The organism is uncultured Acetatifactor sp. (assembly GCF_948601915.1).
Lineage (GTDB): Bacteria > Bacillota > Clostridia > Lachnospirales > Lachnospiraceae > Acetatifactor.
This window is the reverse complement of record NZ_CAPDXS010000009.1, coordinates 34,690-58,014: the sequence shown is the minus strand read 5'-3', so window position 1 is coordinate 58,014 and position 23,325 is coordinate 34,690. Positions and strand designations below refer to the sequence as shown.

Annotated in this window: 21 protein-coding genes; 18 read left to right on the top strand and 3 right to left on the bottom strand. The window is 58.4% G+C overall.

The window, feature by feature from the left end:
* Window positions 1–1,126, bottom strand: a 1,126-nt coding sequence (locus tag Q2B33_RS02810; RefSeq protein WP_300784540.1) for a hypothetical protein, incomplete at its 3' end; no start/stop codon positions are given.
* 161 nt (window positions 1,127–1,287) lie between these two features.
* Between Q2B33_RS02810 and Q2B33_RS02805 the strand changes: the two genes are divergently transcribed.
* On the top strand, window positions 1,288–3,192 hold the full coding sequence (locus Q2B33_RS02805; RefSeq protein ID WP_300563976.1) for a helix-turn-helix domain-containing protein: 1,905 nt from the start codon (window positions 1,288–1,290) through the stop codon (window positions 3,190–3,192).
* Here Q2B33_RS02805 and Q2B33_RS02800 read toward each other — a convergent pair.
* Window positions 3,189–3,554, bottom strand: coding sequence for a hypothetical protein (locus tag Q2B33_RS02800; RefSeq protein WP_300815789.1), 366 nt, complete (start codon window positions 3,552–3,554; stop codon window positions 3,189–3,191). The two genes, Q2B33_RS02805 and Q2B33_RS02800, sit on opposite strands and share 4 nt — an antisense overlap.
* A gap of 195 nt (window positions 3,555–3,749) precedes the next feature.
* On the opposite strand from Q2B33_RS02800, the gene Q2B33_RS02795 reads away from it, so the two are divergent.
* The 8 genes from Q2B33_RS02795 (at window position 3,750) to Q2B33_RS02760 (ending at window position 10,665) form a co-directional block, all read left to right on the top strand.
* Window positions 3,750–4,772 carry a penicillin-binding transpeptidase domain-containing protein gene (locus tag Q2B33_RS02795; protein WP_300563972.1) on the top strand — a complete coding sequence of 341 codons (1,023 nt, stop codon included), beginning with the start codon at window positions 3,750–3,752 and terminating at the stop codon, window positions 4,770–4,772.
* A gap of 128 nt (window positions 4,773–4,900) precedes the next feature.
* Complete coding sequence (locus Q2B33_RS02790) at window positions 4,901–5,812, top strand: phosphotransferase enzyme family protein (protein ID WP_300563970.1); 912 nt, start codon at window positions 4,901–4,903, stop codon at window positions 5,810–5,812.
* A complete protein-coding gene (locus Q2B33_RS02785) occupies window positions 5,806–6,027 on the top strand; it encodes an ArsR family transcriptional regulator (RefSeq protein ID WP_300563968.1) in 222 nt (73 codons plus the stop codon). Before Q2B33_RS02790 ends, Q2B33_RS02785 begins: the two co-directional genes overlap by 7 nt.
* 183 nt (window positions 6,028–6,210) lie before the next feature.
* Window positions 6,211–6,750 carry a helix-turn-helix domain-containing protein gene (locus Q2B33_RS02780; RefSeq protein WP_330684708.1) on the top strand — a complete coding sequence of 180 codons (540 nt, stop codon included), beginning with the start codon at window positions 6,211–6,213 and terminating at the stop codon, window positions 6,748–6,750.
* Window positions 6,747–7,052, top strand: a complete 306-nt coding sequence (locus Q2B33_RS02775; protein WP_300563966.1) for a hypothetical protein — start codon at window positions 6,747–6,749, stop codon at window positions 7,050–7,052. Before Q2B33_RS02780 ends, Q2B33_RS02775 begins: the two co-directional genes overlap by 4 nt.
* Window positions 7,042–7,701 (top strand): response regulator transcription factor, encoded by a 660-nt coding sequence (locus tag Q2B33_RS02770; protein WP_300563964.1) that lies wholly within the window; start codon window positions 7,042–7,044, stop codon window positions 7,699–7,701. Before Q2B33_RS02775 ends, Q2B33_RS02770 begins: the two co-directional genes overlap by 11 nt.
* Window positions 7,702–7,822: 121 nt before the next feature.
* The gene (locus Q2B33_RS02765; protein ID WP_300563962.1) at window positions 7,823–9,352 is read left to right on the top strand and encodes a cell wall metabolism sensor histidine kinase WalK; all 1,530 of its coding nucleotides are present in this window, start codon (window positions 7,823–7,825) and stop codon (window positions 9,350–9,352) included.
* Between the two features lie 140 nt (window positions 9,353–9,492).
* On the top strand, window positions 9,493–10,665 hold the full coding sequence (locus tag Q2B33_RS02760; RefSeq protein WP_300563960.1) for an AAA-like domain-containing protein: 1,173 nt from the start codon (window positions 9,493–9,495) through the stop codon (window positions 10,663–10,665).
* A gap of 85 nt (window positions 10,666–10,750) precedes the next feature.
* Here the strand turns inward: Q2B33_RS02760 and Q2B33_RS02755 are convergent, their stop codons facing one another.
* Complete coding sequence (locus Q2B33_RS02755) at window positions 10,751–11,566, bottom strand: GNAT family N-acetyltransferase (protein ID WP_300563958.1); 816 nt, start codon at window positions 11,564–11,566, stop codon at window positions 10,751–10,753.
* Between the two features lie 211 nt (window positions 11,567–11,777).
* On the opposite strand from Q2B33_RS02755, the gene Q2B33_RS02750 reads away from it, so the two are divergent.
* The 9 genes from Q2B33_RS02750 to Q2B33_RS02710 all read left to right on the top strand — a co-directional run bounded on the left by Q2B33_RS02750 (window position 11,778) and on the right by Q2B33_RS02710 (window position 21,578).
* The gene (locus Q2B33_RS02750) at window positions 11,778–12,086 is read left to right on the top strand and encodes a hypothetical protein (protein WP_300563956.1); all 309 of its coding nucleotides are present in this window, start codon (window positions 11,778–11,780) and stop codon (window positions 12,084–12,086) included.
* On the top strand, window positions 12,083–12,943 hold the full coding sequence (locus Q2B33_RS02745) for a hypothetical protein (RefSeq protein ID WP_300563954.1): 861 nt from the start codon (window positions 12,083–12,085) through the stop codon (window positions 12,941–12,943). The genes Q2B33_RS02750 and Q2B33_RS02745 overlap by 4 nt, the downstream gene beginning before the upstream one ends.
* 146 nt (window positions 12,944–13,089) lie before the next feature.
* A complete protein-coding gene (locus Q2B33_RS02740) occupies window positions 13,090–13,977 on the top strand; it encodes a hypothetical protein (RefSeq protein ID WP_300563952.1) in 888 nt (295 codons plus the stop codon).
* A 2-nt stretch (window positions 13,978–13,979) separates the two neighbouring features.
* On the top strand, window positions 13,980–14,789 hold the full coding sequence (locus Q2B33_RS02735; protein WP_296473929.1) for a hypothetical protein: 810 nt from the start codon (window positions 13,980–13,982) through the stop codon (window positions 14,787–14,789).
* 4 nt (window positions 14,790–14,793) lie between these two features.
* The gene (locus Q2B33_RS02730; RefSeq protein ID WP_300563949.1) at window positions 14,794–15,975 is read left to right on the top strand and encodes a hypothetical protein; all 1,182 of its coding nucleotides are present in this window, start codon (window positions 14,794–14,796) and stop codon (window positions 15,973–15,975) included.
* A gap of 88 nt (window positions 15,976–16,063) precedes the next feature.
* The gene (locus Q2B33_RS02725; protein ID WP_330686557.1) at window positions 16,064–16,732 is read left to right on the top strand and encodes an ATP-binding cassette domain-containing protein; all 669 of its coding nucleotides are present in this window, start codon (window positions 16,064–16,066) and stop codon (window positions 16,730–16,732) included.
* A gap of 46 nt (window positions 16,733–16,778) precedes the next feature.
* Window positions 16,779–17,411 (top strand): hypothetical protein, encoded by a 633-nt coding sequence (locus Q2B33_RS02720; protein WP_300783608.1) that lies wholly within the window; start codon window positions 16,779–16,781, stop codon window positions 17,409–17,411.
* Between the two features lie 126 nt (window positions 17,412–17,537).
* The gene (locus Q2B33_RS02715; RefSeq protein ID WP_300783607.1) at window positions 17,538–20,105 is read left to right on the top strand and encodes an ATP-binding protein; all 2,568 of its coding nucleotides are present in this window, start codon (window positions 17,538–17,540) and stop codon (window positions 20,103–20,105) included.
* 156 nt (window positions 20,106–20,261) lie between these two features.
* A complete protein-coding gene (locus Q2B33_RS02710; protein ID WP_300783606.1) occupies window positions 20,262–21,578 on the top strand; it encodes an ABC transporter substrate-binding protein in 1,317 nt (438 codons plus the stop codon).
* The last annotated feature ends 1,747 nt before the right edge of the window (window positions 21,579–23,325 follow it).

Genomic DNA, 23,325 nt, shown 5'->3' with positions numbered 1-23,325 from the left:
AATATTCCCTGATTTCGATGCGGCAGTCAGGGGAGTGCCTGTTGAACTGGGAGATACAGCGCAGCAGATGGCTGTTGCCGGCCTGCAGGACGCCCAGGGTGATGGTCTCTTTTTCAGTGGCCTGATCCCTGGGGACTTCCGTCACCACGGCCAGCTCGCCGCTGCCCTGATCCTCCTCAAGGCGCGCCACGATGCGCCCGTCCGCCAGCGTGGCGATGCGCTCCACGCTGGCGGGATCGATGGCGCAGCTCGCCCATTGCAGCAGCAACCTCTGGGTATCTGCCGCCGCGTCATAGAGGTAGAGGGCGTTGTCTCCGTAGGTCAGGAAGCGGTCCTCGCCATAGGCCGCCAGATAGCTTCCGGGCACAGTCTCGCCAAGGGAATCCCCGAAGGAGGCGGTTTGGGAATCTTGCGGGGAACCGCCCTGGCCGTCCCCGGATGCCTCCCCGCCCCAGACGACCTCCCGTATGATATCATTATCCTGGGAATTGTACAGGTCGCAGTACACATGGCCTGCGGCGTCTCCTGTGAGCCAGATTGGATTTTCTCCCTCGGGAGCTTCCAACGTCCCTACATAGTTGCAGGTTCCATCGAACAGGAGGAGCTTATCTATCCCTTTGAGATATAGCCGCCCCTCCCCATCTACTGCCGTCTCGTAGGGGGAGAACTGGCTGGTGAGCAGGGAGACGTTCTGCCTGGCCAGCTCCTTTCCTGCGGCATCGTATTTTACCAGATAGTAGGAAGCGGAATTCGGCGGATTCGGCACACGATAGAAGACATACAGGTTCCCCTGAAGGTCCGCCTGGAGGAGACGGCTGTCAGTCTCCTCCATAAAGGGCTCTATGTCCAGCTTCTTGGTCTCCCCGCCCGGTGTCCACTGGTAGAATTCTCCGTCGAAGGTGCTGTAGTAGACAGAATCGCCGGATACCGTGAAGTCCTCCACGCCGCCCTCGGGGGAGTGGAACTGGGTCTCGTAGACATAGGGGGAGTCGCTTTCTTCGCTGCCGCCAACGGCGCAGCCGGTCAGTGCCAGAACTAAGGCCGGAAATAAGACCGCCCACCGAAGGGCTCGCCGGGAAAGGGCATTAGGGGGATTCTTGCTGTGGGTTTTCTGTCTGATATGCATAGTTGCCTCCGTTTCATGCCAATACATAATATCTACTATAATACAATAATTTGTGCTCTTTTTCCAGCAATCCACAGGAAATATTTTTGTTTCCATTTTGGTTGAATTATACTGGAATCGATATTATAATAAATGTAAAAAAGAGAAAGGAATACTCTGAAATGGGAGTTCGCAGCACGAAAGACATCATCCGGGAGGCGAGGCGGAAGGCCGGATTGACGCAGGAGCAGTTGGCCGACGGCATCTGCTCCCTGCAGGCCCTGTCCAGGATAGAGACCGGGGTGTCGGGGGTGAGCCCTGCGACCTTCCAGGCGCTGATGGAGCGTGCCGGCGCGCCCTGCCACCGCTTTCCGGTCTTCGCGGGAAGGGATGACTTCGACTGCTACTATCGCCTGAAACGCGCGGGCTTTTATCTGGACGCGTGGCAGCTTCCCAGGGCCTGGGACGAGCTCAGAGGCATTGAGGAGATGGGCTGGGCGGACAACAGGCTGTACTGCCAGGAATGGCTGCTGCTCCAGTGCAGGCTGCAGTTCCGCTCATACTGCGGCTCCCACCAATCGATTTATGATGCCCTTCTGGATGCCCTGCATATCACGCGCCCTGACATCTGCCTGTCCGATTTCCGGCATCTGATGCTGTCCCAGATTGAAATCAGGCTCCTGACGGCGCTGGCCCAGGAGGAGCTGTATCTGGGAAGGCCGGATGGCTGCCTTGCCATCCACAGACAGATTGCGGAATATCTGGCCAATAGTAAATTCACTTATCTGGAGAAAGAGCGCATGCAGGCGGAGGATGCCGTGGTATATGCCAAGTACCTGATTGCCATGGGGGAGTATGCCGCAGGATTGGAGACGGCGGACTTCCACCGGCACAGGATGGCTGGGAACGTGGAATGCGCGCCTCTGTTCGAACTATGCTTTCTGACAGGCCTGTGCCACCATCATCTGGGAAATCCGGACAGGGCGGATGTCTTCCTGAAAGCGGTATTCTACTCAGCCCAGGCGGTGGACAGCTGCTATGCCGCTGTCTGCAGGGAGTATCTGTGCCAGAGGACGGACTTCCTGGTGACGGAATATATGCGCAGTCTGGAGGCGGCGCCCCTGAAGGCGTATCCGTTTCACGGGATGGACGGCGCAGGGCTGGCCGACGGCGTCTATGATACGGACTCACCGGACATCTATACCTTTGGAGATTTGATCAGGGAGCTCCGCACAGAACAGAAAATCTCCCAACAGACCCTTTGCCGGGGGCTGTGCAGCGCGTCCAAGCTGTCTAAGATAGAGGCCGGAGACCTCCAGCCGGACATCGCTCTGGCAGAGGCCCTGCTGCAGCGGCTGGGCATATCGGAGCGGGCGTTTACTTTCTGGGGAAGCGAGAAGGATGCGAGATTTTATGATCTGAAGTTCAAGTTGATTCACGACCAGTTGCTGCCCAAAGAGACGCGTCGGGAGTATCAGGCGGAGATGGAACGGCTGGTCGATGGGGAAAGTGCGCTTTACCGCCAGGAGTACCTGGTGGACATTGCTTACGAGCCGGAGGATCCAAGGGAAAGAATCTTTAGGCTGTCGGAAGCGCTGGGGCTGACATTGCCGGATTTTGACATTTATAATCTCTCCGGCTGCCGCCTGACCTGGCAGGAGCTGTCCATCCTGAACCTCATGGCCCAGAGCTACCAGGCGGCAGGGGAGCAGGGGACGGCGACTTTGTATTATTCTCATATTCTGCATTATGTGGAAAAGAACAGGCTGGATGTTCTTTTCCTGAATACGTTTCTGATGAATGTGTACCTGCGATATTGCCAGACGCTTTACCGGCAGAATCGTCATGCCGAGCTGATTGCGCTATATGAACGTATTGACATTGCCATGTTGAAATGCAACATAAATCATCTTGGTGGCTATCTGTTCTACTATTCCCAGGTTTTGGCGGAGGCATCGCGTACAGAAGAGGCTGTCCTGGCGGCAGTGCAGTCCTGTGCATTGAACGATTCGGTGGGGCTTTTCCGCAATGCGCCTGCTTTAAGAAGAGCATTTTTGGAAGAATTCTCGGTCGAACTTAAGTATTAGTCTCTTTGTGTCCTTTCTTCCTCTAGCTCGCAGCATACATGGGCCTCCGGCTCGCCCTCCAGGCCCTCCTGTCCTTCCTGCCCCTCCGTCACCTGTACCGCTGCCCCTGCCGCATTTGCCGGAGGCATTCCCGGACGACCATTTATCGTGCCAAATAGCAGGAATGCAGATAACCATCCTGTCAATATCTGTTTCCAGTTGCTGTTCCGTCTTTCATTCATGAGAAATGCCCCTTTATCTTTTTGTATACAATACCCCACTGCGAAGGCTGCAAACGCCTTTGATGAGGGCTGCTCTAATAAAAAAATACCACATTTCGGAGCGGTTTTCCAGAAATTAAATGGAAATCTGCCATTTTCCATTTTGGTTGAATGATGCGAGGCCTTTCGGCAGAAATATGGCATTGCCTTTCTTCTTTGTGTTTGCTAGAATGGAAGTGGATAAGAAGATGCACTGTACCCTGGAAGGAATGTCCTGGAGAGAATCCGGGAGGACGAAGGAAAATGAGTCTGGGGGGATTTAAGGGAGTTAATGATTCAGTGAGGAGACTTTGCCATATGAGATATACGAGACTGGTTATTCCTGTGTTCCTGCTGTCTGCAATCTTATCCGGATGCGCGGCGGAACATGAGGAATCGTCATCGCCCCGGACAGAAACAGAGCCGGTGGCTCTAAATGATATGCAAACGCAGACGCAGACGGATGCCCCAAATGAGACAGAAGCCCCGGCAGATTCGGAGGAAAAGGATGCCCTTTCTGCCGGAGCCGTTCCGGAAGCCGCAAAAGAGCCTGCGGATGTGCCCCCTGCGACAACGCTTCGTCCGGATTGGAGCTCCTATTTCGGCGATCTGAACGGTGCGGCAGTCATCTTTGACCCGGATGGAAATACGTTCCAGATCTACAACGAAGATCTGGCGGACACCCGCCGCTCCCCATGCTCCACGTTCAAGATTATTTCATCCCTGGTGGGGCTGGAGAGCGGTGCCATTGACCGAAAGGATTCCACCCGCCCATGGAGCGGCGAGGCTTTCTGGAGCGATGACTGGAACCAGGATATTGATTTTCCCACCGCTTTCCGCACCTCATGCGTGTGGTATTACCGACAGGTGATTGACGACATAGGCTCTGAGGCCATACAGGACGCCCTGGAACTTCTGCAATATGGAAACTGCGACATATCCGACTGGGAGGGCCATCTGAATAACAACAACAGCAATCCGGCCCTGACCGGCTTCTGGATCGAGTCCTCCCTGAAAATCTCGCCCAGGGAACAGACCCAAGTCCTGGAGCGGATTTTCGGCCAGGCCTCCGAATATCCTCCGGACATCCTGGCGGCTCTGGAAGAGGTCATGTTCCTTCCGGAGACCGGCGCAGAGCCCTTTTCTGTCTATGGAAAAACGGGCATGGGAAAATCCGATGGCATCGTGGTGGACGCCTGGTATGCGGGATTCGCGGATGTGGGGCACCGGGTCTACTTCTGCGTCTATCTGGGGGAGACAGCGGATCGGGAGGTATCCAGCGCGGTGGCGAGAGAGATTGCCGTTTCCCTGATAAGAGATTATGGAATCGCATGCCCATGAAGCGCAACCACCATATCTACCGCAAGCATCTGTAAAGCAGAACCAGCGGACAGCCTGGAATCCTATACCATCCAGCGGAGCCAAGCGTCAGAAGGATTCTCGCCGGGGAGAGGAGAAAACATCGGAAAATGAAAGAGAAGATAGAACAGATTCTGCCATTATGGGGAATGGAAATCCGGCAGATATCCCAGATTTATAACACAGCCTGGGAAGTCGATCATGCCTATGTGATGAAGGCATACAGCGACAGGAATCAGTTGGAAAGGAACATAAAAATATCTGAGATTCTGGCGGGATGCCATATCCCGGTTGCGGAAATCCTGCCCACCAAAACAGGGGAAAAATATGCGGAACAGGAGGGCTTCTATTTCTTCCTGACCCGGAAGCTGCAGGGCAGCAACATCACGGATAGTAAGGATAAGGAGATGGCCCGGAAAATGGGCTGCGCCATAGCCCGGCTGCACAAAGCGTTTCTGGAATGCGAGAAGGAGATCGGGTTCTGGGACAACAGCCTGCTGGACGAGATGAAGGGATGGGTGTGGGAGAACCTGGCCCGGGATGAGTGGAAGACAGTAGACAGGGAAGCCTGTGCGAGGGCAGTGGAATCCCTGGAAAACGTGTATGAATTTCTGCCGAAACAGCTGATCCACAGAGACGTGCATTTCGGGAATTTCCTGTTCTCGGAAGGCGAGCTGTCGGGATATATCGACTTCGACCTGAGCCAGAGGAACATCAGGATTTTCGACATCTGCTACTTCCTGACAGGGCTGCTGGCGGAAGAGACTGAGGAGGCTTTCACCAAAAAGGAATGGACGGAAAACGTGAGAGCCGCCATCGAGGGCTATGAGAGCATAACGCGCCTGTCCGCGGAAGAAAAGGCTGCAATCCCCTGGGTGATGGAATGCATAGAAATCCTGTTTGCGGCTTATTTCTTGGGCATGGAGGACTTCAAGCACGCTAAGGAAGCCTGGGAAGTGTTCCTCTTTGTGCAGGATTGCAGAGGGGATATTGCATTGTCCATGGCGGGGATATCATGGTGAAGTTCAAAGCGCTGCAAAGCGCAAAGGTGACTGAAAAAGTGACTGAAAAGGTGACCAAAAAGGTGACTGATAAAACATATGGCGCTTTAACGGAAAGCGAAAAGAAAATCCTTGAGATAGCTGACAGGCTGACAGTGAGCAGAAAAACCGTTTCCCAGAAAATCAAGGTCCTTAAGGACAAGGGAATCATCAGCCGGGTGGAGGCGGTGGTTTAGCCTGGGGCCGCCTGCATTCCGCATAAAAAGTGCATACCGTCACCCATCCGCAGGGAAAGTCGGGCGCAGGGCGTTTTCTTCCGGTATAATGTCTCCATACCATGGTAAAAGCAACAGAACAATCGGAGACAAAAAAGACGGACGGGTCAGGCGCGGGGATATGCCGGCCTGGGGGAGCGATGAATGGAGTGGGTCGTAGGGATACAGAGGGCCATCGACTATATCAAAGACCACATCACGGAGGAGCTGGATTATGAGGAGATAGCCAGGACAGGCTTTTCCTTCAGCTATCATTTCCAGAGGGTGTTCAGCATCCTGTGCGGCTATACCTTGGGGGAGTATATCCGCAGCCGCAGGCTGACCCTGGCGGGGATGGAGCTGGCGGCCGACAAGATCAGGGTCATCGACGCGGCGGTGAAGTACAGGTACGAGAGCCCGGACAGCTTCGCCAAAGCATTCGCCAGGTTCCACGGTATCACGCCGTCGGCTGCGCGCGAGCCGGGGGCCAGGCTTCGCTCCTTTGCCCGCCTGTCCATCCGGATATCATTGGAAGGAGGCAGCAGCATGGACTACAGGATAGAAGAGAAGCCGGAGATGGTGCTCACGGGCTACAAGAGGTTCTTTACGGGAAGCCCCGCGGAGCGGGATGCCCAGGAGGAAGCGTTCTATGTGACCACCAGGCTGAACCAGTATGCGCTGAAGGGCTTGCGGGAGACCCGGTGACCAGCTATGGAGTCATGACGAATTTCCGGGAGGAGGGGTACGATTTCTATATCGCGGCCAGGCTTCAGGAGTGGGAGAGGGAGCATCTGGAGGAGGAGCTTGGAAATGCCGAGGATGCCGCGCGGTTCGAGAACATCGCCATTCCCGCCCACACCTATGTGGTATGCGAGACGGAGCGGTGCAAGTATCCCACCATGATATTCCCACAGCTGCGCAGGAGGATCGTATATCGGGAAAAGGATCGGGGCGGAGAAGCGCATGACGGATGCCATATGAGCGGAGGGATGGGAGATGTCCTGTAAGATACTGATTGTGGAAGACGACAGCAATATTGCAAAATATATCCAGACCTGCCTGACCATGGGCGGCTACGACAGCGAAATCTGCAGCGACGGCCTCTCGGCGGTGGAGCGGGCCTGCGGCGGGGGCTTCGACCTGATTCTTCTGGATGTGATGCTCCCGGGGCTGGACGGGTTCCAGGTGATGGAGAGCGTGAAGGGCTCAGGAGTCCCTGTGATATACCTGACCGCGGTGCAGGACGTGGCCCACAAGGTGCAGGGACTTAAATCCGGGGCGGAGGACTATATCGTGAAGCCCTTTGAGGCCCTGGAGCTGCTGGCGCGGATTGAATTGGTGATGAAGCGCCACCATAAGGCTGAGACGGTGCTCGCCTACGGAGACATCACATTGGATGCCGAAAGGCATACGGTGGAAAAGGGCGGCCAGGCCGTGGCGCTGTCGCCCAAGGAATTCGACGTCCTTGTCTTCTTCATACGGCATCAGGACATCGTCATCTCCAGGGAACGGCTGCTGTCCGCCGTTTGGGACTACGCCTTCGAGGGGGAGACCCGGACAGTGGACACCCATGTGCAGCAGGTGCGCAGGAAGCTGGGGCTCCAGGGCCGCCTGGTGACTGTGCCCACCTATGGCTACAAGCTGCTGAAGATGTGAAGCTGTGGAGTCAGTGTGCCGTGCGGAGGGCATGGGATGCAGGCTCTGTCGCGCCGAGGGTGCGCCTGTTTGGCCATCTGAGGGGGAGGCTTGCGCCAGATTTCGGAAAGGGGGGGATGGCATGAGGCTCTGGCAGAAAATCTTCCTTTTGACATTGTTCCTGACGGCCCTGGCCGCCAGCGCTATTTCCCTGCTGCTGCTGGCCCGGAACCACAGGAATGCCCTTCTGCTGGCAAAGGAAAAGGTGCAGACCGTCCGCGACAGCGCCATGGCCCAGATAGGACATCTGATCCAGGAGGAAAAGGATGACGGCGGGCGGCTGCTGCTGACGGAGAGGGAGCTGCAGGGCCTGTTTGCGGAATTCTGCCTTGCATCGGAGGAGTTCCGAAGTCAGTCGGACGGAAGGGCCTTCAGGATGGATTCCGGCGAAGCGCGGGAGCAGGCTCCGGCCCGGGACGGCGGAAAAGGCGCAGGGGAATCACAGAAGTACGATATCAGCATCATGCCCATAGAGACAGACGGCTTTTCCGCTGCCCGGCTTCCAAGGGAGGCCGCCGGAGGGGCCACCGCACTGGAGGAGCGGGAGGGGATTTGGTGGATTGGCTCCGCTGCCACGGCCTTCTGGGAGGGGCGCTTCTACCGTGTGCAGGTGTCCGGCGACGTATCGGACCTGTTCCGCCGGTTCGGGGAGGACTTGCGGTTCTGCCAGTGGATGTGCGGAGGAGTCTCCCTGGCCATAGCGACGGCGCTGCTTCTCTCCATCCTGGGACTGACAAGGCCCCTGAAGCGCCTGGAGGCGGCCACGGAGCGGATCGCGGCCGGAGAGTACGGATACCGGGTTCCGGCGGGAGGGCATGACGAGATTGGGGAGCTGTCCCGCCATATGAACGCCATGTCCGGGGAAATCCAGGACAATATCCGGAAGGTGGAGGCGCTGGCGGCCAGCAGGGAGACCTTCATCGCCAACATGGCCCATGAGCTGAAGACACCGCTGACTTCCATTCTGGGCTTTGCGGACATCATGACTATCAAAAGCCATATGCCGGAGGAGGAGCGCCGGGAATGCGCGTCCATCATCGCGGCGGAGGCCCGGCGGCTGAAATCCCTGTCCTCCAAGCTGATGGAGCTGGTGTCCCTCCAGGGGACGGCGCTGGTGCTGCACCCGGTGGACCTGGGAGAGCTGGCGGAGAAGGCGGTGCAGGCCCTGGAGCCTGTGTGCCGTAAGCGGCGGTGCACGATCCGGAAAGATCTCGTGCCGGTGACTGTGCAGGCCGATGGGGAGCTGCTGATGTCGCTGCTTTTGAACCTTCTGGACAATGCCTTGAAGGCGTCCGCGCTGAAAGGGGAGAATCAGCGGATCGACGTCAGCCTGGAGAAGGAAGACGGCAGGGCGGTGATAAGGGTGCGGGATTACGGAATCGGCATCCCCCGGGAGCAGCTGGGGCATGTGACCGAGGCCTTCTACATGGTGGACAAGGCCCGCTCCCGGCAGAGCGGAGGCTCCGGCATCGGCCTGTCCCTGTGCAGGGCCATTGCGGAGGCGCACCAGGGCAATCTGCAGATAGAGAGCAGGGAGGGCATAGGAACGACAGTGTCGCTGTTTTTGCCTAATCCAGATACCCCTGAAAGCATCGGCATTTCAGAACGATGAGCCGCCCGGCTTTTCCGCATGGCAGCCGCACGGTGCCCGGGCCGAATGGAAGCGGATGTGGGGGGATGTCATTGTGATAGCGGGGAAAAAGCGTGAAAGCGAATGATTATGGACGGTACAACATTGGAGGCGAAGAGGGGATGAGACATTTCAATACAGAAGGGGTATGCAGACCGGAAGAGCATTATATGGTGCGGCTTGACGACAGGCTTGCCTGGATTAAAACGGAGCTGGTTGACAAAAGGAAATATTTCGTCGTAAACAGAGGACGGCAATATGGAAAAACCACGACCCTGAATGCATTGGAGCGGTACCTGAAGGAGGAATATATCGTCCTGGCGCTGGATTTCCAGCTGATGGGCACAGAGGACTTTGCGGACGAGGCCGCCTTTGTGCGTGTTTTTGCCGGCGCTGTGCTGGAGGGGCTTGCCCTGGCGGGGGCAGACAGCAGGGAAGATCTGCGGAAGCCTTTGAAGGAGCTTACGGATAAGGCGGTAAACAGCAGCCTGAACGAGCTGTTCGTCCGGCTGAGCGGGATGTGCAGGGCTGCGCCAAAGCCCATTGTGCTGATGATCGACGAGATTGACAGTGCATCGAACAATCAGGTATTTCTTGATTTCCTGGCACAGATTAGGGGGTATTATCTGAAGCGGGATAAGATGCCGGCTTTTCATTCCGTGATACTTGCAGGGGTATATGATATCAAGAATCTGAAGCTGAGGCTGCGCCCCGAAAAGGAGCATCAGTATAATAGCCCATGGAATATCGCCGCAAAGTTTAAGGTTGACATGAGCTTTTCGGCAGCACAGATTGCCGACATGCTGGGGGGATATGAGGCCGATCATCACACAGGGATGGACATCAGGGCGGTGGCGGAGGAAATCTACGCGTATACGTCGGGCTATCCGGTGCTGGTTTCCGCTATCTGTAAGTGCATCAGTGAAGAGCTTCCCCGGGAAGAGGGGCATGAGGATTCGGCGGCGCCCTGGTCAAAGAGGAGCGTGGAGCGGGCGGTGGCGATTCTTTTAAAAGAAAACATGCCTTTGTTCGAAAGCATGGCAAAGCAGCTCGATCTCTATCCGGAGCTGCGCAGCATGATAGAGGACATTCTGTACCGTGGAAAGCGGATACCCTTCAGCCCGGAGGAGAAGTCCATCAATCTCGGTGTCATGTTTGGATTCTTAAAGGAAGAAGACGGGCATGTGGCTGTTGCGAACCGTATTTTTGAGATGTGTCTGCTGAATCTGTTCATGGCGAAGGAGGCCATCACCAGTGACGTGTTTTCACAGGGAGAGACAGACAGGATCGGGTGAAGGAGCTCTCCATCGGCGGAAAGACGATTGTGGAAGCCGTGGTTTAGCCATCGTCTCGCTGCCGCATGGGGAGCAGGGCGCATGTTCACAGCGAAACATGCGCCGTTAAGTTGTTTTCGCCCACGGCCTTGACGAAGCCCAATGATTCGTACAGGGAGATCGCAGCAGCGTTGTCGGCGTCCACCAAAAGCATCATCTGTCTGGGCCTGTTGAGCTCGATGGCTTTGGCCAGCATGGCCCTTCCGTATCCTTTGCGGCGGAAGTTTTCTTTGACGAACACATCGAAAGGCTCGTTTTCCTCAAACTTATGGGTGATGTCGATATAGCCCACTACCTCGTCCTGTTCTATGGCCAGGATGATGCGGAACCTGTCGGGGGCGTCTATGACCTTTTCCGCGGTCCAATAGCCTTCTTTGGAATGTATGGCGATATATTGTTCCCTGTATTTCGGGCTGTACAGTTCCACTTGAAGGCTGCTCTGGCAGGGGACTTCTCTTTTCAGCAGCATTTTCTGCTGTTCGGTCTCGAATTCGGATTTTTCATCCAGCAACAGCTTATGGAGGAGATGGTTGCCCGGGTTATAGACGAAATCGGCCAGGCAGCCTTTGTAAGTCCCCTTCAGGAAGGACAGCATCTCTTCATAGGCCTTTGGGCTGCGGGACAGGCCTACCAGCATTTCGATATAGGATTCCTCCTCCAATATCAGGAACACGAACAGGCCGGTGATCTGCGCTTCCTCGAAAACGCCCCAGATTTGGTTTGAGGGCTTGTCCGGGGCATCCAATAGATTGCCGCGTATCTGCTCTTCGTTGCTGAGCATGGGGTCGCTGAAATTCGGGTCGCGGTTTATTTCATTGATGAAATCCATGTATTCCTTTGCGCTGGTTAATCGCTTTAACATAAGAGACTTCCTCCAAATCTGATTATCTAAGGGCTATACATAGAATTGAAGAGCTAATTCTATTATCTAAGGGCTATAATAGAATTGAAGAGCTAATTCTATTATCTAAGGGCTATTATAACAGAGAAAAAATATTTATTCCACTTCTATTTGCTCATATTTTCATGAAAGCCCTCCTGCCGGGCTGTCAGAATATCCGGAGTATTATCAGATGAAAATGGGGTACATGTATTCCGGCAGAGGAGCCGCGCGGTTTGAGGACATCGCCATTCCCGCCCACACCTATGTGGCATGCGGGACGGAGCGGTGCAAGTATCCCGCTACGATAGATGTACGGCTGTGCAGGAGAAGCGTGGAGGAATGGCTTCCGTCTTCCGGATATGTGCTGGCGGAGGCACCGGGGATTTCGGTGCCCCACTGGTTCCGGAATCCGGACAGGTTTTCATTGTGTTTCCGGGGAAGAGGGATTATAATGGGGGCAGCGGCTGACAGGGTAGGCCGGGGAGGGCACAGGGCATGAAGGATATACGGCTGAGGGAAAACAGAAGAGCATGCGGCCTGGGATGGCGATTGTTCACGGCGGTGTCCGCTGCCGGGATTTTGGCTGCCGGGATTTTCCTGCTCCCTCTTGCCTACTCTGCCGTCTTCCGCCCGGAGGGCGTCGTGGAGGAAGAGGAGGCCCTGCCGGGGAGCCTGGAGACGGCTCCGGGGCAGTTCATGGAGACGCTCTGGCATCCCTGGGGAGAAGAAGGGGACGAGATGTCCCGGGAAGTCATGGAAGATCTTGTGAGATGCCATAAGGAGGAAGTGGGGTTTCAGGTGTATGAGCGGGTCTTCGGGCTGATGGGGCTGGAGGAGGACGAGAGCTTTTGGGAGGGCCTTTTGAGCGCAGGGGAGGAAAGCTGGTATCTGATGGAGGCATCGGTGGAAAAGGAAGGCAGGGAATGCCGTCTTTCCATGGCCATGGACGAGGGGCTGCTGCCTTTCCTGGCGTGCTGCCGGACGGAGCGGGAGCCTACCGGGGCGGAGATGGAGGAGGCGTTCCTGGCGCTTCAGGGGCTGTGCCGAGGAGAGAAGGAGGGACTGCGGGCTTACACGGAGGAAATCGACAGGATTTATGAGGACTGCCCGGAATACTGGCTCCGGGTGAACGGGCTTTACGTCTCCCTGCTGTCGCAGGCGGAGCGGCAGGAGGAGCTGCCGCCGCAGATACCGCTGTGGGAGTGCTGTGAGCGCGGCACCTGGCAGGTCTGCGGCGACGAGAGGGAGGCCGCCGCAGTGTGCGTCATGGGAAAGGGGAGCCTGGTGCTGTACTATGACGCTGTAGAAAAGGAAATCTGCGGCTATCGGTTCTGGCCGCCGGAGGGGTGGCGGTAAGGAGGCAGGTTGCAAAGACTCATCGCGGTCTTTGCAATTTTTTTGCATTTTTTGGGGGATTTCCTGTAAAGGGCTGCCGTATCATAGCCGTAAGCTTCCGGGCCAGAGCCGCGGGGAGCGAAGATACGGGAAGGAGATTGTGGAAAATGAAGAGAAGATGGATAAAGACAATGGCGGCGGCCCTGGTTATGACACTGCTGTCAGGATGTGCCGACACGGCTTCTTCGAAACCCGGCGGGACGGCAGCCGCGGCTTGGGGGGACGGTGTCTCCGGAGCAGGGACAGGAGGCGCAGGGGCGGAAGACGCCGGCGCGGGAGCCGGGACAGGCGAAACGGGCGGCGGATCCGGGGACGGCACGGCAGATTCCGGGGCTCCGGGAGGCCGGGGCCCGGAAGGGGGCGGCCAGGCCCGGACGGAGGCCGGGAAGCCTGCGGCCACGGATACCGACGCGCTGGAGGTATACGAGGCCGAAGAGCTGTTCACCCGGCAGGAGAACATCCTGTCCCTCTCCGATTCCGCGGCAGCCTGGGGCATCTCCTATAAAATCGAGAAGGTGGAGTACACGGAGAGCTTCGGGGACAGGAACCTGGAGCATCTGCAGAACTATATGCCGGACGTGGAGACGGACAGCCAGGGGAACCTTTTGGGGGATTTCAAGTATCTCTTCCTGACCATCACCTTCACCAACACCACGGACGAATTCCGGGAAATCAACCGGAATGCCGGCGGGATTTCCGTCATCGGCGCTTCCCTGAACACGCTGGACTGGTCCAACGATGTGGTCTACTATGACCTGTACTGGGAGGAAGGCGGCCCGCAGGATTTCCACCACTGGGGGCTGGAGCCCGGGGAGTCCGTCACCAGCGAGGTGGGCTGGGTGATAGAGGGCTGTGGAAGGATGACAGGGGCGGATGATACCCTGGCGGAGCGCATGGGGGCGGTGGGCTCCTATGAACTCTACTACCATGTAAAGCAGTTCGACAGCGACAATGAGGGCAGCTTTTTTATCGATTTGGGCGTAAAGGTGGAATAGGGATGGCAAAAAATCTGAAATTCGAGCTGGACAGGGCGTTTCGCAACCGCCGCATGGCAGCCGCGCTGGCCGTGGGCTGCGCCCTGAGCCTCTGGCATCTGTGGGAGTATGTGCTGCCTGTCAGGGGCTATGTGGTTAGCGGGGACTACCCCCTGTCCTCCTACGGCAAATGGATGGGCGGAGAGAACTATTCCCTCCAGGCCACGGTGTATTTCATGTGGATCCCCATCCTCTGCGCCCTTCCCCACAGCGGAAGCTTTGCCTACGACTGCGCCAGCGGCTACGGGAGCCAGGCGGCGTCCAGGCAGGGATGGAAGCCCTATCTGCGGGCGAAATATCTGGCGGTTTTCTTAAGCGGAGCGGCGGTGGCCGTCCTGCCGCTGGCCTTTGACTTCCTGATGACGAGCCTGTTCCTCCCGGCGGTGAGGCCCCAGGCAGGGCTGGGGCTTTTCCCGATCGGGGCGGACGGGTTCCTGGGAGGCCTTTACTATGCCCATCCCTTTTTGTACCTGTGCCTGTACCTGGGGATGGACGGGATATTTTTCGGGCTGTTCACCACCCTTTCCCTGTGCGCCTCCCTGTTCACGAGGAATCGGTTTGCCGTTCTTTTGGCGCCTTTCCTGGCGTACATGTTCTTCTATGCCCTGGGGACCACCACGCTGCAGCTGGCCGCGTGCCCGGCGGGATTTCTGCGGCCCAGCCAGCTTTTTGTGCCCCGGTGGCCCTGGCTGCTGGGGGAGCTGGCGCTGCTTTTGGCCGGGGGAGCCGGTTTCTTTGCCGGATTCCGGAGGGCGGAGAGGGGGCTGCTGTGAGGACATGAGGGACAGAAAAGACGGAAAAAACAGAAAAGGCAGAAATAGCAGGACGAAGAAGCATTTTGCGGGAATCCGCCTGGGAAGGCTGGTCTGGTACGACTTGAGCTACGGATATCGGAGCACCCGGCTGAAGTGGCTGGGGGCGGCGCTGGTGCAGGCTTATTTCGCCGTCATGGCCGTGCAGGGCTGCTCCATGCCGGGAGCCTCCGGGGAAGTCCTGGGGATGCAGGCCGCAGGGGAGCAAGTCCCGGGAGTGCAGGCCCCAGGGGTACTGGGGTATTTGGGCTTTCTGCTTCAGGGGATGCCGGAGTATTTCCTGTCGGAGACGGGGAAGTTCGAGCTGCCGGTGCCCTGGCTGATGCTGCAGGGCTATCTGCTGTTCCTGACCGTGTCCTATCCGGCGGGAGACCTTGCCCGCAGCGGCGGCCAGGCTATAGTGCGGGCGGGCAGGCGCAGGGACTGGCTGTTTGGCAAGGCAGTCTGGGTGGGCTGCACCGTGGCGGGGTATTATCTGCTGCTGACAGCGACGGTGGCTGTGTGCGCCTTGGCTACGGGAGGCTTGGCACCGGAGAGCGGGAATGCGGGGGGCCTGCGCATAGAAGGCGAGGCGGGATGTCCGGCAACGGAAGGCTTGACGGATAAAAGCATGGCGGCAGGAAGCGCGTCAACTGAGAGCCTGGCAGGCGAGAGCATGGCGATAGAAAGCACGTCAACTGAAAGCCTGGCAGACGAGAGCATGGCGGCAGAAAGCACGTCAACTGAGAGCCTGGCAGGTGAGAACATGGCGGCAGGAAGCGCGTCAATAAAAAGTCCGGGCCGGTCTCAGGGATTCCTGACCGACCGATACGGGATAGATTTGGCGGAGCTGGGGGGCTGGGAGATATTCCTGCGCTGGTGGGGCCAGCCCGTTTTGGTGTCCCTGGCGCTATGCCTGGCCCAGCTGGTGGCCTCTCTGGCCCTGGGGCCTGCCCTGTCCCTGTTTTTGACGCTGGGATATCTGACAGCCTCTGTATTCTGGGCCTCCCCCTGGCTTTTTGGCAATTTCTCCATGCTTCTGCGGCAGGACTTCCTGTCAGGGATTCCGGAGATCTGCTTCCAGAACTGCCTGTTCCTCTGCGCAGCCTGGAGCGTCGGGGCGCTGGCCCTGGGGGCAGTGTGGATAGGGCGGAAGGACCTCTTTTGAGGAGTATGGAAAAAGAGCTTTCTGTTGTATGTGCGCTGCGGACGGCTTGCGTGGAGGCTGACGAAAACAGGATTTTTAAGAGAGGATAATGATGAAGATAACCATAACCCACGGGTCAAAAGAAATCCACGGAGCCAAGGTGCTCAAAGACGTGAACATGACATTGGAAAGCGGCGCGGTCTACGGCTTCTGGGGGAAGAACGGTTCCGGAAAGACCATGCTGATGCGCGCCGTCTGCGGTCTGATCCGCCTGACGGAGGGGAAAATAGAAATAGACGATATCACGATAGGCGAAGGGCGGGATTTCCCGCCAGAGCTTGGGATGCTCCTGGAGACGCCCGCCTTTTTGCCGGATCGGACAGGGTACGACAATCTGCGGCTTCTGGCCGCCCTCCGGGGCAAGGCCGGGCCGGAGGAAGTGGCGGCGGCGCTGGAGCAGGTGGGCCTGGATCCAAAGGACAGGCGGAAGGTGAGGAAGTATTCCCTGGGAATGCGCCAGCGTCTGGGAATCGCCTGTGCCATCATGGAATCTCCCGGCCTGCTGGTGCTGGACGAGCCCTTCAACGGCCTGGATCAGGAGGGATGCCGCCTGATCCGGGACATCATCATCAGACACCGCCAGGGCGGCTGCCTGATTCTGCTGGCCTGCCATGACAGGGAGGAGCTGGAGACGCTGTCGGACCGAATCTACCGGGTGGAGGACGGGGTCTTTACGCCCGCCGGGGCGGTTCCGGCATCGGGGCGAAAACTGTCCTGAAGCCTCTGAAACCTTTGAAGACCGGAGAGAAAGGAGGAGTGCGGATATGACACGGAAAATCTTGAGAATCATAGGAATCATGCTGTCTGCAACAGCATTCGCCGGAATCGGCGGCCGCCTGTACTGGATCAATGCCCGATATCCGGGCCCCATTGAGCAGACCTGCGGACTGGGGGACTCCGTTCAGGTTGGAGATTATACTGTCACCTTTCAGGACTGGCGGTGGTCGGACGGGGAGATTCTCCATGCGCTCTGCCCGGGATTCTGCCTTCTGCTGGATGAAGCGGGAGAGGAATATCCGGTGAGCCGGGAGCGGATAGGACTGATTACACTGACAATTACAAAAGCCGGGACGGATCAGACAGGGGCAGACCAGGCCATGACAGACGATGCCGCCCAAATGCCGGACCTGACCGGCATGGCCTTCGAGTCAGGGGCCTGGGGGAACCAGTTCGACATGGAGCTGATGTACCTGCTGAATCCCCGGTTAGAGTCGCTCAGGCCCCGGCTGGAGGAAGGGGAGGGCGTGGAGATCGTCCTGCCCATGGCCATGACGGACCAGCAGTTCACCCGGGAGCAGTGGGAGCGGATCGACCGGAGGGTGTTCTACGTGGTCCTGGACTATTATCCGGTAAAGACCCGGTTCGAACTGCCCTCTGACTGTCGCCGTACCCCTTGACACAAAAATAGAGGAAATGGTATAATATGTAAGTAGCTATGAAAACCCTGCCACAGGGAGCGGCAGGGTTTTTCTGTCCTGTGAGGGAGGGGCGCCTCCCTCCGGAGGGCGGAACGGAGAGTGCCTATGAAAGAGAAGCCTGACAGAAGGGAAAAGAGGAGAAGGCCTTCCCTTCTGCTCTCTATTTTATTGGTCTTCTGCATTTTCGGAACCATAGTTTATGCCATATCCCGGAGGCTGTCCCGGGAGATGTCCACGGCGGCCATACAGAACCTCAGCGAGAGTCTGGACCTGATCGAATGCACCATTGAGGCCATTCTGGTGAACGAGGCGGAGTTCCAGGAGCTGATCGCCCAGGATCTGGCCAGGATGGAGAATCCGGAGGAGTATATCCTGGCCTATGAGAAGAACCATATGATGGCCAGGATATCATTGATTCCTGCCGGAGAGACGGAGGGCATCTCCAGCACCGGGGAACCCTTCACGGAGGAGGGGCTGGATTTTACTGCCGGCGGGACCGTGGCGGGAATGCAGGTCTCCCAGTCCTACCTGAACTACATGGGGACATGGGCCTATACCATGAAATGCCCCGTGGAGAGGCAGGGGCAGGAGATAGGGACGCTCTATGTGGAATATATATACGATACCATCGATAAATCACTGCCCAACGGCTTCTATGGGAAACAGGCCTCGCTGTATATCATGGACGCGGAGAGCGAGCGCTTCGTCCTCAAGCCCAAGGGCATGGGGCAGCGCAGCGCGGGCCATCTGAACCTGGACGATTTCTACCGGGCCAACGACATCGGCGATGCGGGGATCCAGGCCGATGTGGAGGAGAGCCTGGAGGGCGGGAAGGATATCCTGTTCTACCACGATATCCGGGGGGACAGGGCCCTCATCTATATGTGGTCGGTAAATGACGGCACGATTTTCCTGGTGGGCTATGTGCCGGTGGAGGCCATCCAGCAGGAGGGGGAGACGGTGAACCAGAACCTTTTCATCGTCGTGGCGGCTATGCTGGCGGCATTCTTTCTGTGTGTCCTTCTGTATTACCTGAACTGGAGGCAGCAGGACAAAGTCCGCAAGGAGCGGGAGGAGGAGCGGGCGGTTCACAACGAGCAGCTGGCCCAGGCCCTCCAGGCCGCCCAGATAGCCAGCAATTCCAAGACCATGTTCCTCTCCAACATGTCCCACGACATCCGCACGCCCATGAACGCGGTCCTGGGCTTTACCACGCTTCTGGCGGCGGATGCGGAGAATCCGGCAAAAGTACGGGAATACACGAGGAAAATCATGTCTTCGGGCCAGCATCTGCTGAGCCTGATCAACGATATCCTGGACGTGTCCAAAATCGAGAGCGGCAAGGTGGTACTGAACCTGGAGGAGTTCGCCTTAAACGATGTGGTCTCCTCCGTGGACGCGATTATCCGGCCCATGGCAAAGGCCAAGGGGCAGGCGCTCCATGTGGAGGTCACGGGGATCCGGCACGAGCGCCTGGTGGGGGACGAGACCAGGATCAACCAGATCCTGCTCAACCTCCTGTCCAATGCGGTGAAATACACCCAGGAAAAGGGCAATATCTGGTTCCGCATCATCGGGCTGGGGCAGCGCTCCGGCCAGTATGCGCATATCCGGATCGAGGTGGAGGACGACGGCTACGGCATGACCCCGGAATATCTGGAGACGATCTTCGATGCCTTCACCAGGGCGGAGAACAGCACCACCAACAAGGTCCAGGGCACGGGGCTGGGCATGGCGATCACCAAGAGCATCGTAGAGCTCATGGGCGGGACCATCGATGTGTCCAGCCAGGTGAATCAGGGAACGATTTTCCGTGTAGAGCTGGAGCTACGGATCCTGGAGGAGCAGGCGGACAGGGAATTCTGGGAGAAGAGGGGGATTTCGGGCATCCTTGTGATAGAGGCGGACGAAGGGTGCTGCGGGGACATAAAAGAGCTCATGAGGGATACGGGCCTGCGGCTGGATGCCGTGGGACAAGTGCGGGAGGCCGCGGACATGCTGCGGGAACACGGCGGGGACTACCAGCTTCTCCTGCTGGACTGGGATGTCTGCGGCCGGGACAGCGCCCGGAGCGTGAGAGAGCTTGGGGAGGCCGCGCCGGAGGCGCGGATCCTGATTCTGGCGGACTGCGAGGCGGAGGGCGTGGGGGAGGCGCTTTCCGCAGAGCGGACGGGCATCCTCACCAAGCCCTTCTTCGTCTCCGCGTTCCGGGACAAGGTGGCGGAGCTGTGGGCGGACGTGGGCCGGGAGAGCGCGCCTGAGCCCCTGGCGGCGGACAGCCTGGCGGGGCTGCGCTTCCTGGCGGCGGAGGACAATGAGATCAACGCGGAGATCCTGAAGGAGATCCTGGAGATGGAGGGCGCTTCCTGCGAAATCGTGGAGAACGGCCGCCTGGCGGTGGAGCGCTTCCGGAACGGGGAGGCGGGAGAGTTCGACGCCATCCTGATGGATGTGCAGATGCCTGTGATGAACGGCCATGACGCCGCCAGGGCCATACGCGCCTTGGCGGGGCAGGACGGGGCCCGCATCCCCATCATCGCCATGACGGCCAATGCCTTCGCGGAGGATGAAAAGGCCGCGCGGGACGCGGGCATGGACGCCCATGTGGCCAAGCCCCTGGATGTGGAGCTGCTGAAGAAGGCAGTGGCGCAGTGCACAAAACGGGAATCGTGAATATCCTATACTGTACACCGGTTAAATTTGCAGTGCAACCCGACTGCAGATCGCCAGCTAAGTACTTTTCCGGAGACACCACTGTAAATCCTGGCGGTCTGCAGTATATATATCAGGACGGAATACCTGTGTAAAGCTTGAATGGGAGGTGCGGCCATGAAGAACAGGGGAAAGGGGATATCCGGAAGGCGGATCGCCGTCTGCCTGGCGGGCATCGCCGTCTTGGCGCTGGCAGGCTGCGGGGAGAAGGACGATCTGAAGAATCTGATAAAATCAGAGAATGAAGAGGAACGCGTAGTCAATATGTTCAGCCCTATGGAGAAGACGGCTCCCGATGCGGAGAACACTGCCAGGAGCGCTTCGGACCTGACGGTGGCCATGGCGGAGGAGGCGCTGGGGGTGACCGTGGCGTACAAGACCTATACGGCGGAAGACCATCAGGACAAAACCTATGACGAGGTGGCCCTGGACAGGGCGCGCAACGATATGGACGATTTGTACCTGCTCAATCCGGATACGATCCGGACCCTGGGGGAGGAAGGGAAGCTGATGGACCTCTCAGGGCTGGACAGCGCGAAGAACCTGCGGGAAATCATCAGGATCGCCAACACGGTGGACGGGAAGCTGGTGGCCATACCCCAGGAGGTGGTGGCTTACGGGCTCTTCGTCAACATGGATATGTTCAGGCAGTATGGGCTGGAGCTGCCCCATACGCCGGAGGAGTTCCTGGAATGCTGCAGGGTGTTCAAGGAGAACGGGATCGAGACGCCTGTGGGGGCCAACCGATGGTGGCTGGAGACCTTCGTCTTCGCCCAGGCCTATGCGGACCTCTACAACGGCGGGAACACGGAGGCGGAGATCGCCGCCCTCAACAGCGGGGAGGCCAGATACAGCGACTATATGCGCCCGGGCTTCGAATTCCTGCAGGAGATGATCGACCTGGGCTACATCGATGCCGAAAAAGCCCTGGTCAGCGAGGCCATAGAGGGGGAGGGCGCGGATTTCCTGGCCCAGAAGACCCCGATCGTCATGGCCTACTGGGGCGCGGCCAACACGGAGACGGCATACGGGAAGACGGATTTCGAGATGCAGGTCATCGGTTTCCCCAGCAGCCTGGGGCAGATGCCGGTGATGCCCATGACAGGCTTCGGGGTGGGCGCGGACGCGGTCCATGGGGAGGACGCGGCGCGGGTGCTGGATATCATGGTATCCGATGAGGCGCTCCGGGTCTATTCGGAGGCCAACCGGGTGATCTCGCCCTCCAGGAACGTATCCGTGGAATGCGTCCCTGCGCTGAAGCCTCTCAACGACAGGATCGAGGAGGGGATTTATGTGCTGGGGTCGAACACTGGGATGAAGGTGGAGCAGTGGGGGAACACCTGTCTCATCGTCAGGCAGCTGTTAAGCGGCGATACGGTGGATCAGTGCATGGAAGCCTTCGACCGGCTGCAGGAAGAGGCACTGGGCAGATGAACAGGCTAGTACACCGATGCATGAATCCTTGAGCAATCAGCACTCGGGAATTCATGCACTGGTGTACCGGAGATATGGGATGGGCGCGGGAAGCGCTGCCGTCAGGCAGAAATTCCCGCGCCCATAGACATTGTATGACCGGAGCCTCAGCTCAGGCAGATCTGGAAATAAGTATGATACGCCGCGTTCCGGGCCGCGTAGGAGGGCACGAACTTCAGGTCGTCATACCACAGCACGGGCATCCCTTCTTCCCAGCCGATGGCGAAAGCATCCTCCAGCGCCGGAGGGAGGTTCAGCCGGATCCAATCCGTGGCGCCGCTCAGAGCCGTCATCACCAGGGGCCCGTACATCACGCTGGCCGCCGGATATCCCTCGTAAGGGTCTTCCGTATAGCACAGGTGCAGCGAATAGGGCGTCTCCACCGTGATGATGTCCCCGTCCCCGAAGCTCCTCTCCAGCGGATAATATCCTTCTCCAGGCGCCGCCCCGGGAAGGGCCTGGCCGTTTACCAGGATCCGGAAAGCCTCCCGGCACCAGTACGGGATCCGCACCTTCAGCTTCAGGGGGATCCGGCCGGACGAAGGCGCTGCGCCGTCCCCGGTGACCTGCACCCTGATGCTGCAGCTCTGGGAGGGGAAGGGGCTTTCCATGGTCAGCTCCACGCCTTTTTCTTTCCAGTCGTACACCGACGGCAGGAACAGGTTCACGTACAAGGTGTCCTCCGGCCCATGGTGATAGATATGTTCGGCGTACCGTACATGGTTCTCCATGCCCGTGCCGTGGCAGCAGGTGAAGTCGTCGTAGTCGTTGCCGTACTCTCTCCTGGCCCCGGGCCCGATGGGCAGCATGTAGGTCACCCCGTGGTGGGCGGATTTCCTGACCGTGGGGTTCTGGCTGGCCGCGATATGGTTGGCCATGGCCCGTTCGTAATAGTCCATGTACTCGCTGTGGTCCGGGGCGTATCCGTACAGCATCCCGGTGAGCTTCAGCATGTTGTAGGTGGCGCAGGTCTCACAGTTGCGTCCGCCCTCGATGTTCTTCGCCAGAAGCCCGGGCTCCCGGAAGTTCTCGCCGCGCCCCACGCCGCCGATGGAGTACATGTACCGGTTCACCACCAGCTCCCAGAAATTCCGGGCCAGATGGTAATAGCAGGGGTCGCCGGTGGCCCGGAATTCCTCCATGGCCCCGATGATCTGGGGGATGTGCTGGTTGGCGTGGATGCCGGTGATGGTGTCCCTGCCGTGGGCCAGCCCCTGGAACAGGGCGGCGTTGTCGAACATCCGGGCCGTCTCCAGGTACTCCGCTTTCCCCGTGATTTCATAGAGCCTGCTCAGTGACTCGTTCATGCCGCCGTACTCTCCGGCGATGTACATCTTCCACATCTTCTCCCGCTGCTCCCTGCTGGTGGCGGAGAGCCTGGCGTGCACCCAGTCCGCGATGCCGCAGGCGCAGGACAGGGCATTGGCGCTGCCCGCCAGCAGATGGCAGTCGATCAGGCCGGCCAGGATTTTATGCAGGGTATAGTAGGGGGCCCATATGGTGGCATAGGGCGTGTACTCCTCCAGCAGGGCGAACTGGTCCGGGGAGTAGGCGCTCAGGAAGCCCCTGCCCCAGGTGCCCGGCGTCCTGCTCCAGAGGGACTGCACCGCGTTGGAGGGAGAGCAGGCTGTCCGGAAGGCCGCCGGATCCCCCAGGGCAGTGTCCTGGAGCCCGCACAGCTCAGATCGGAAGAGCACACGTCTGAACT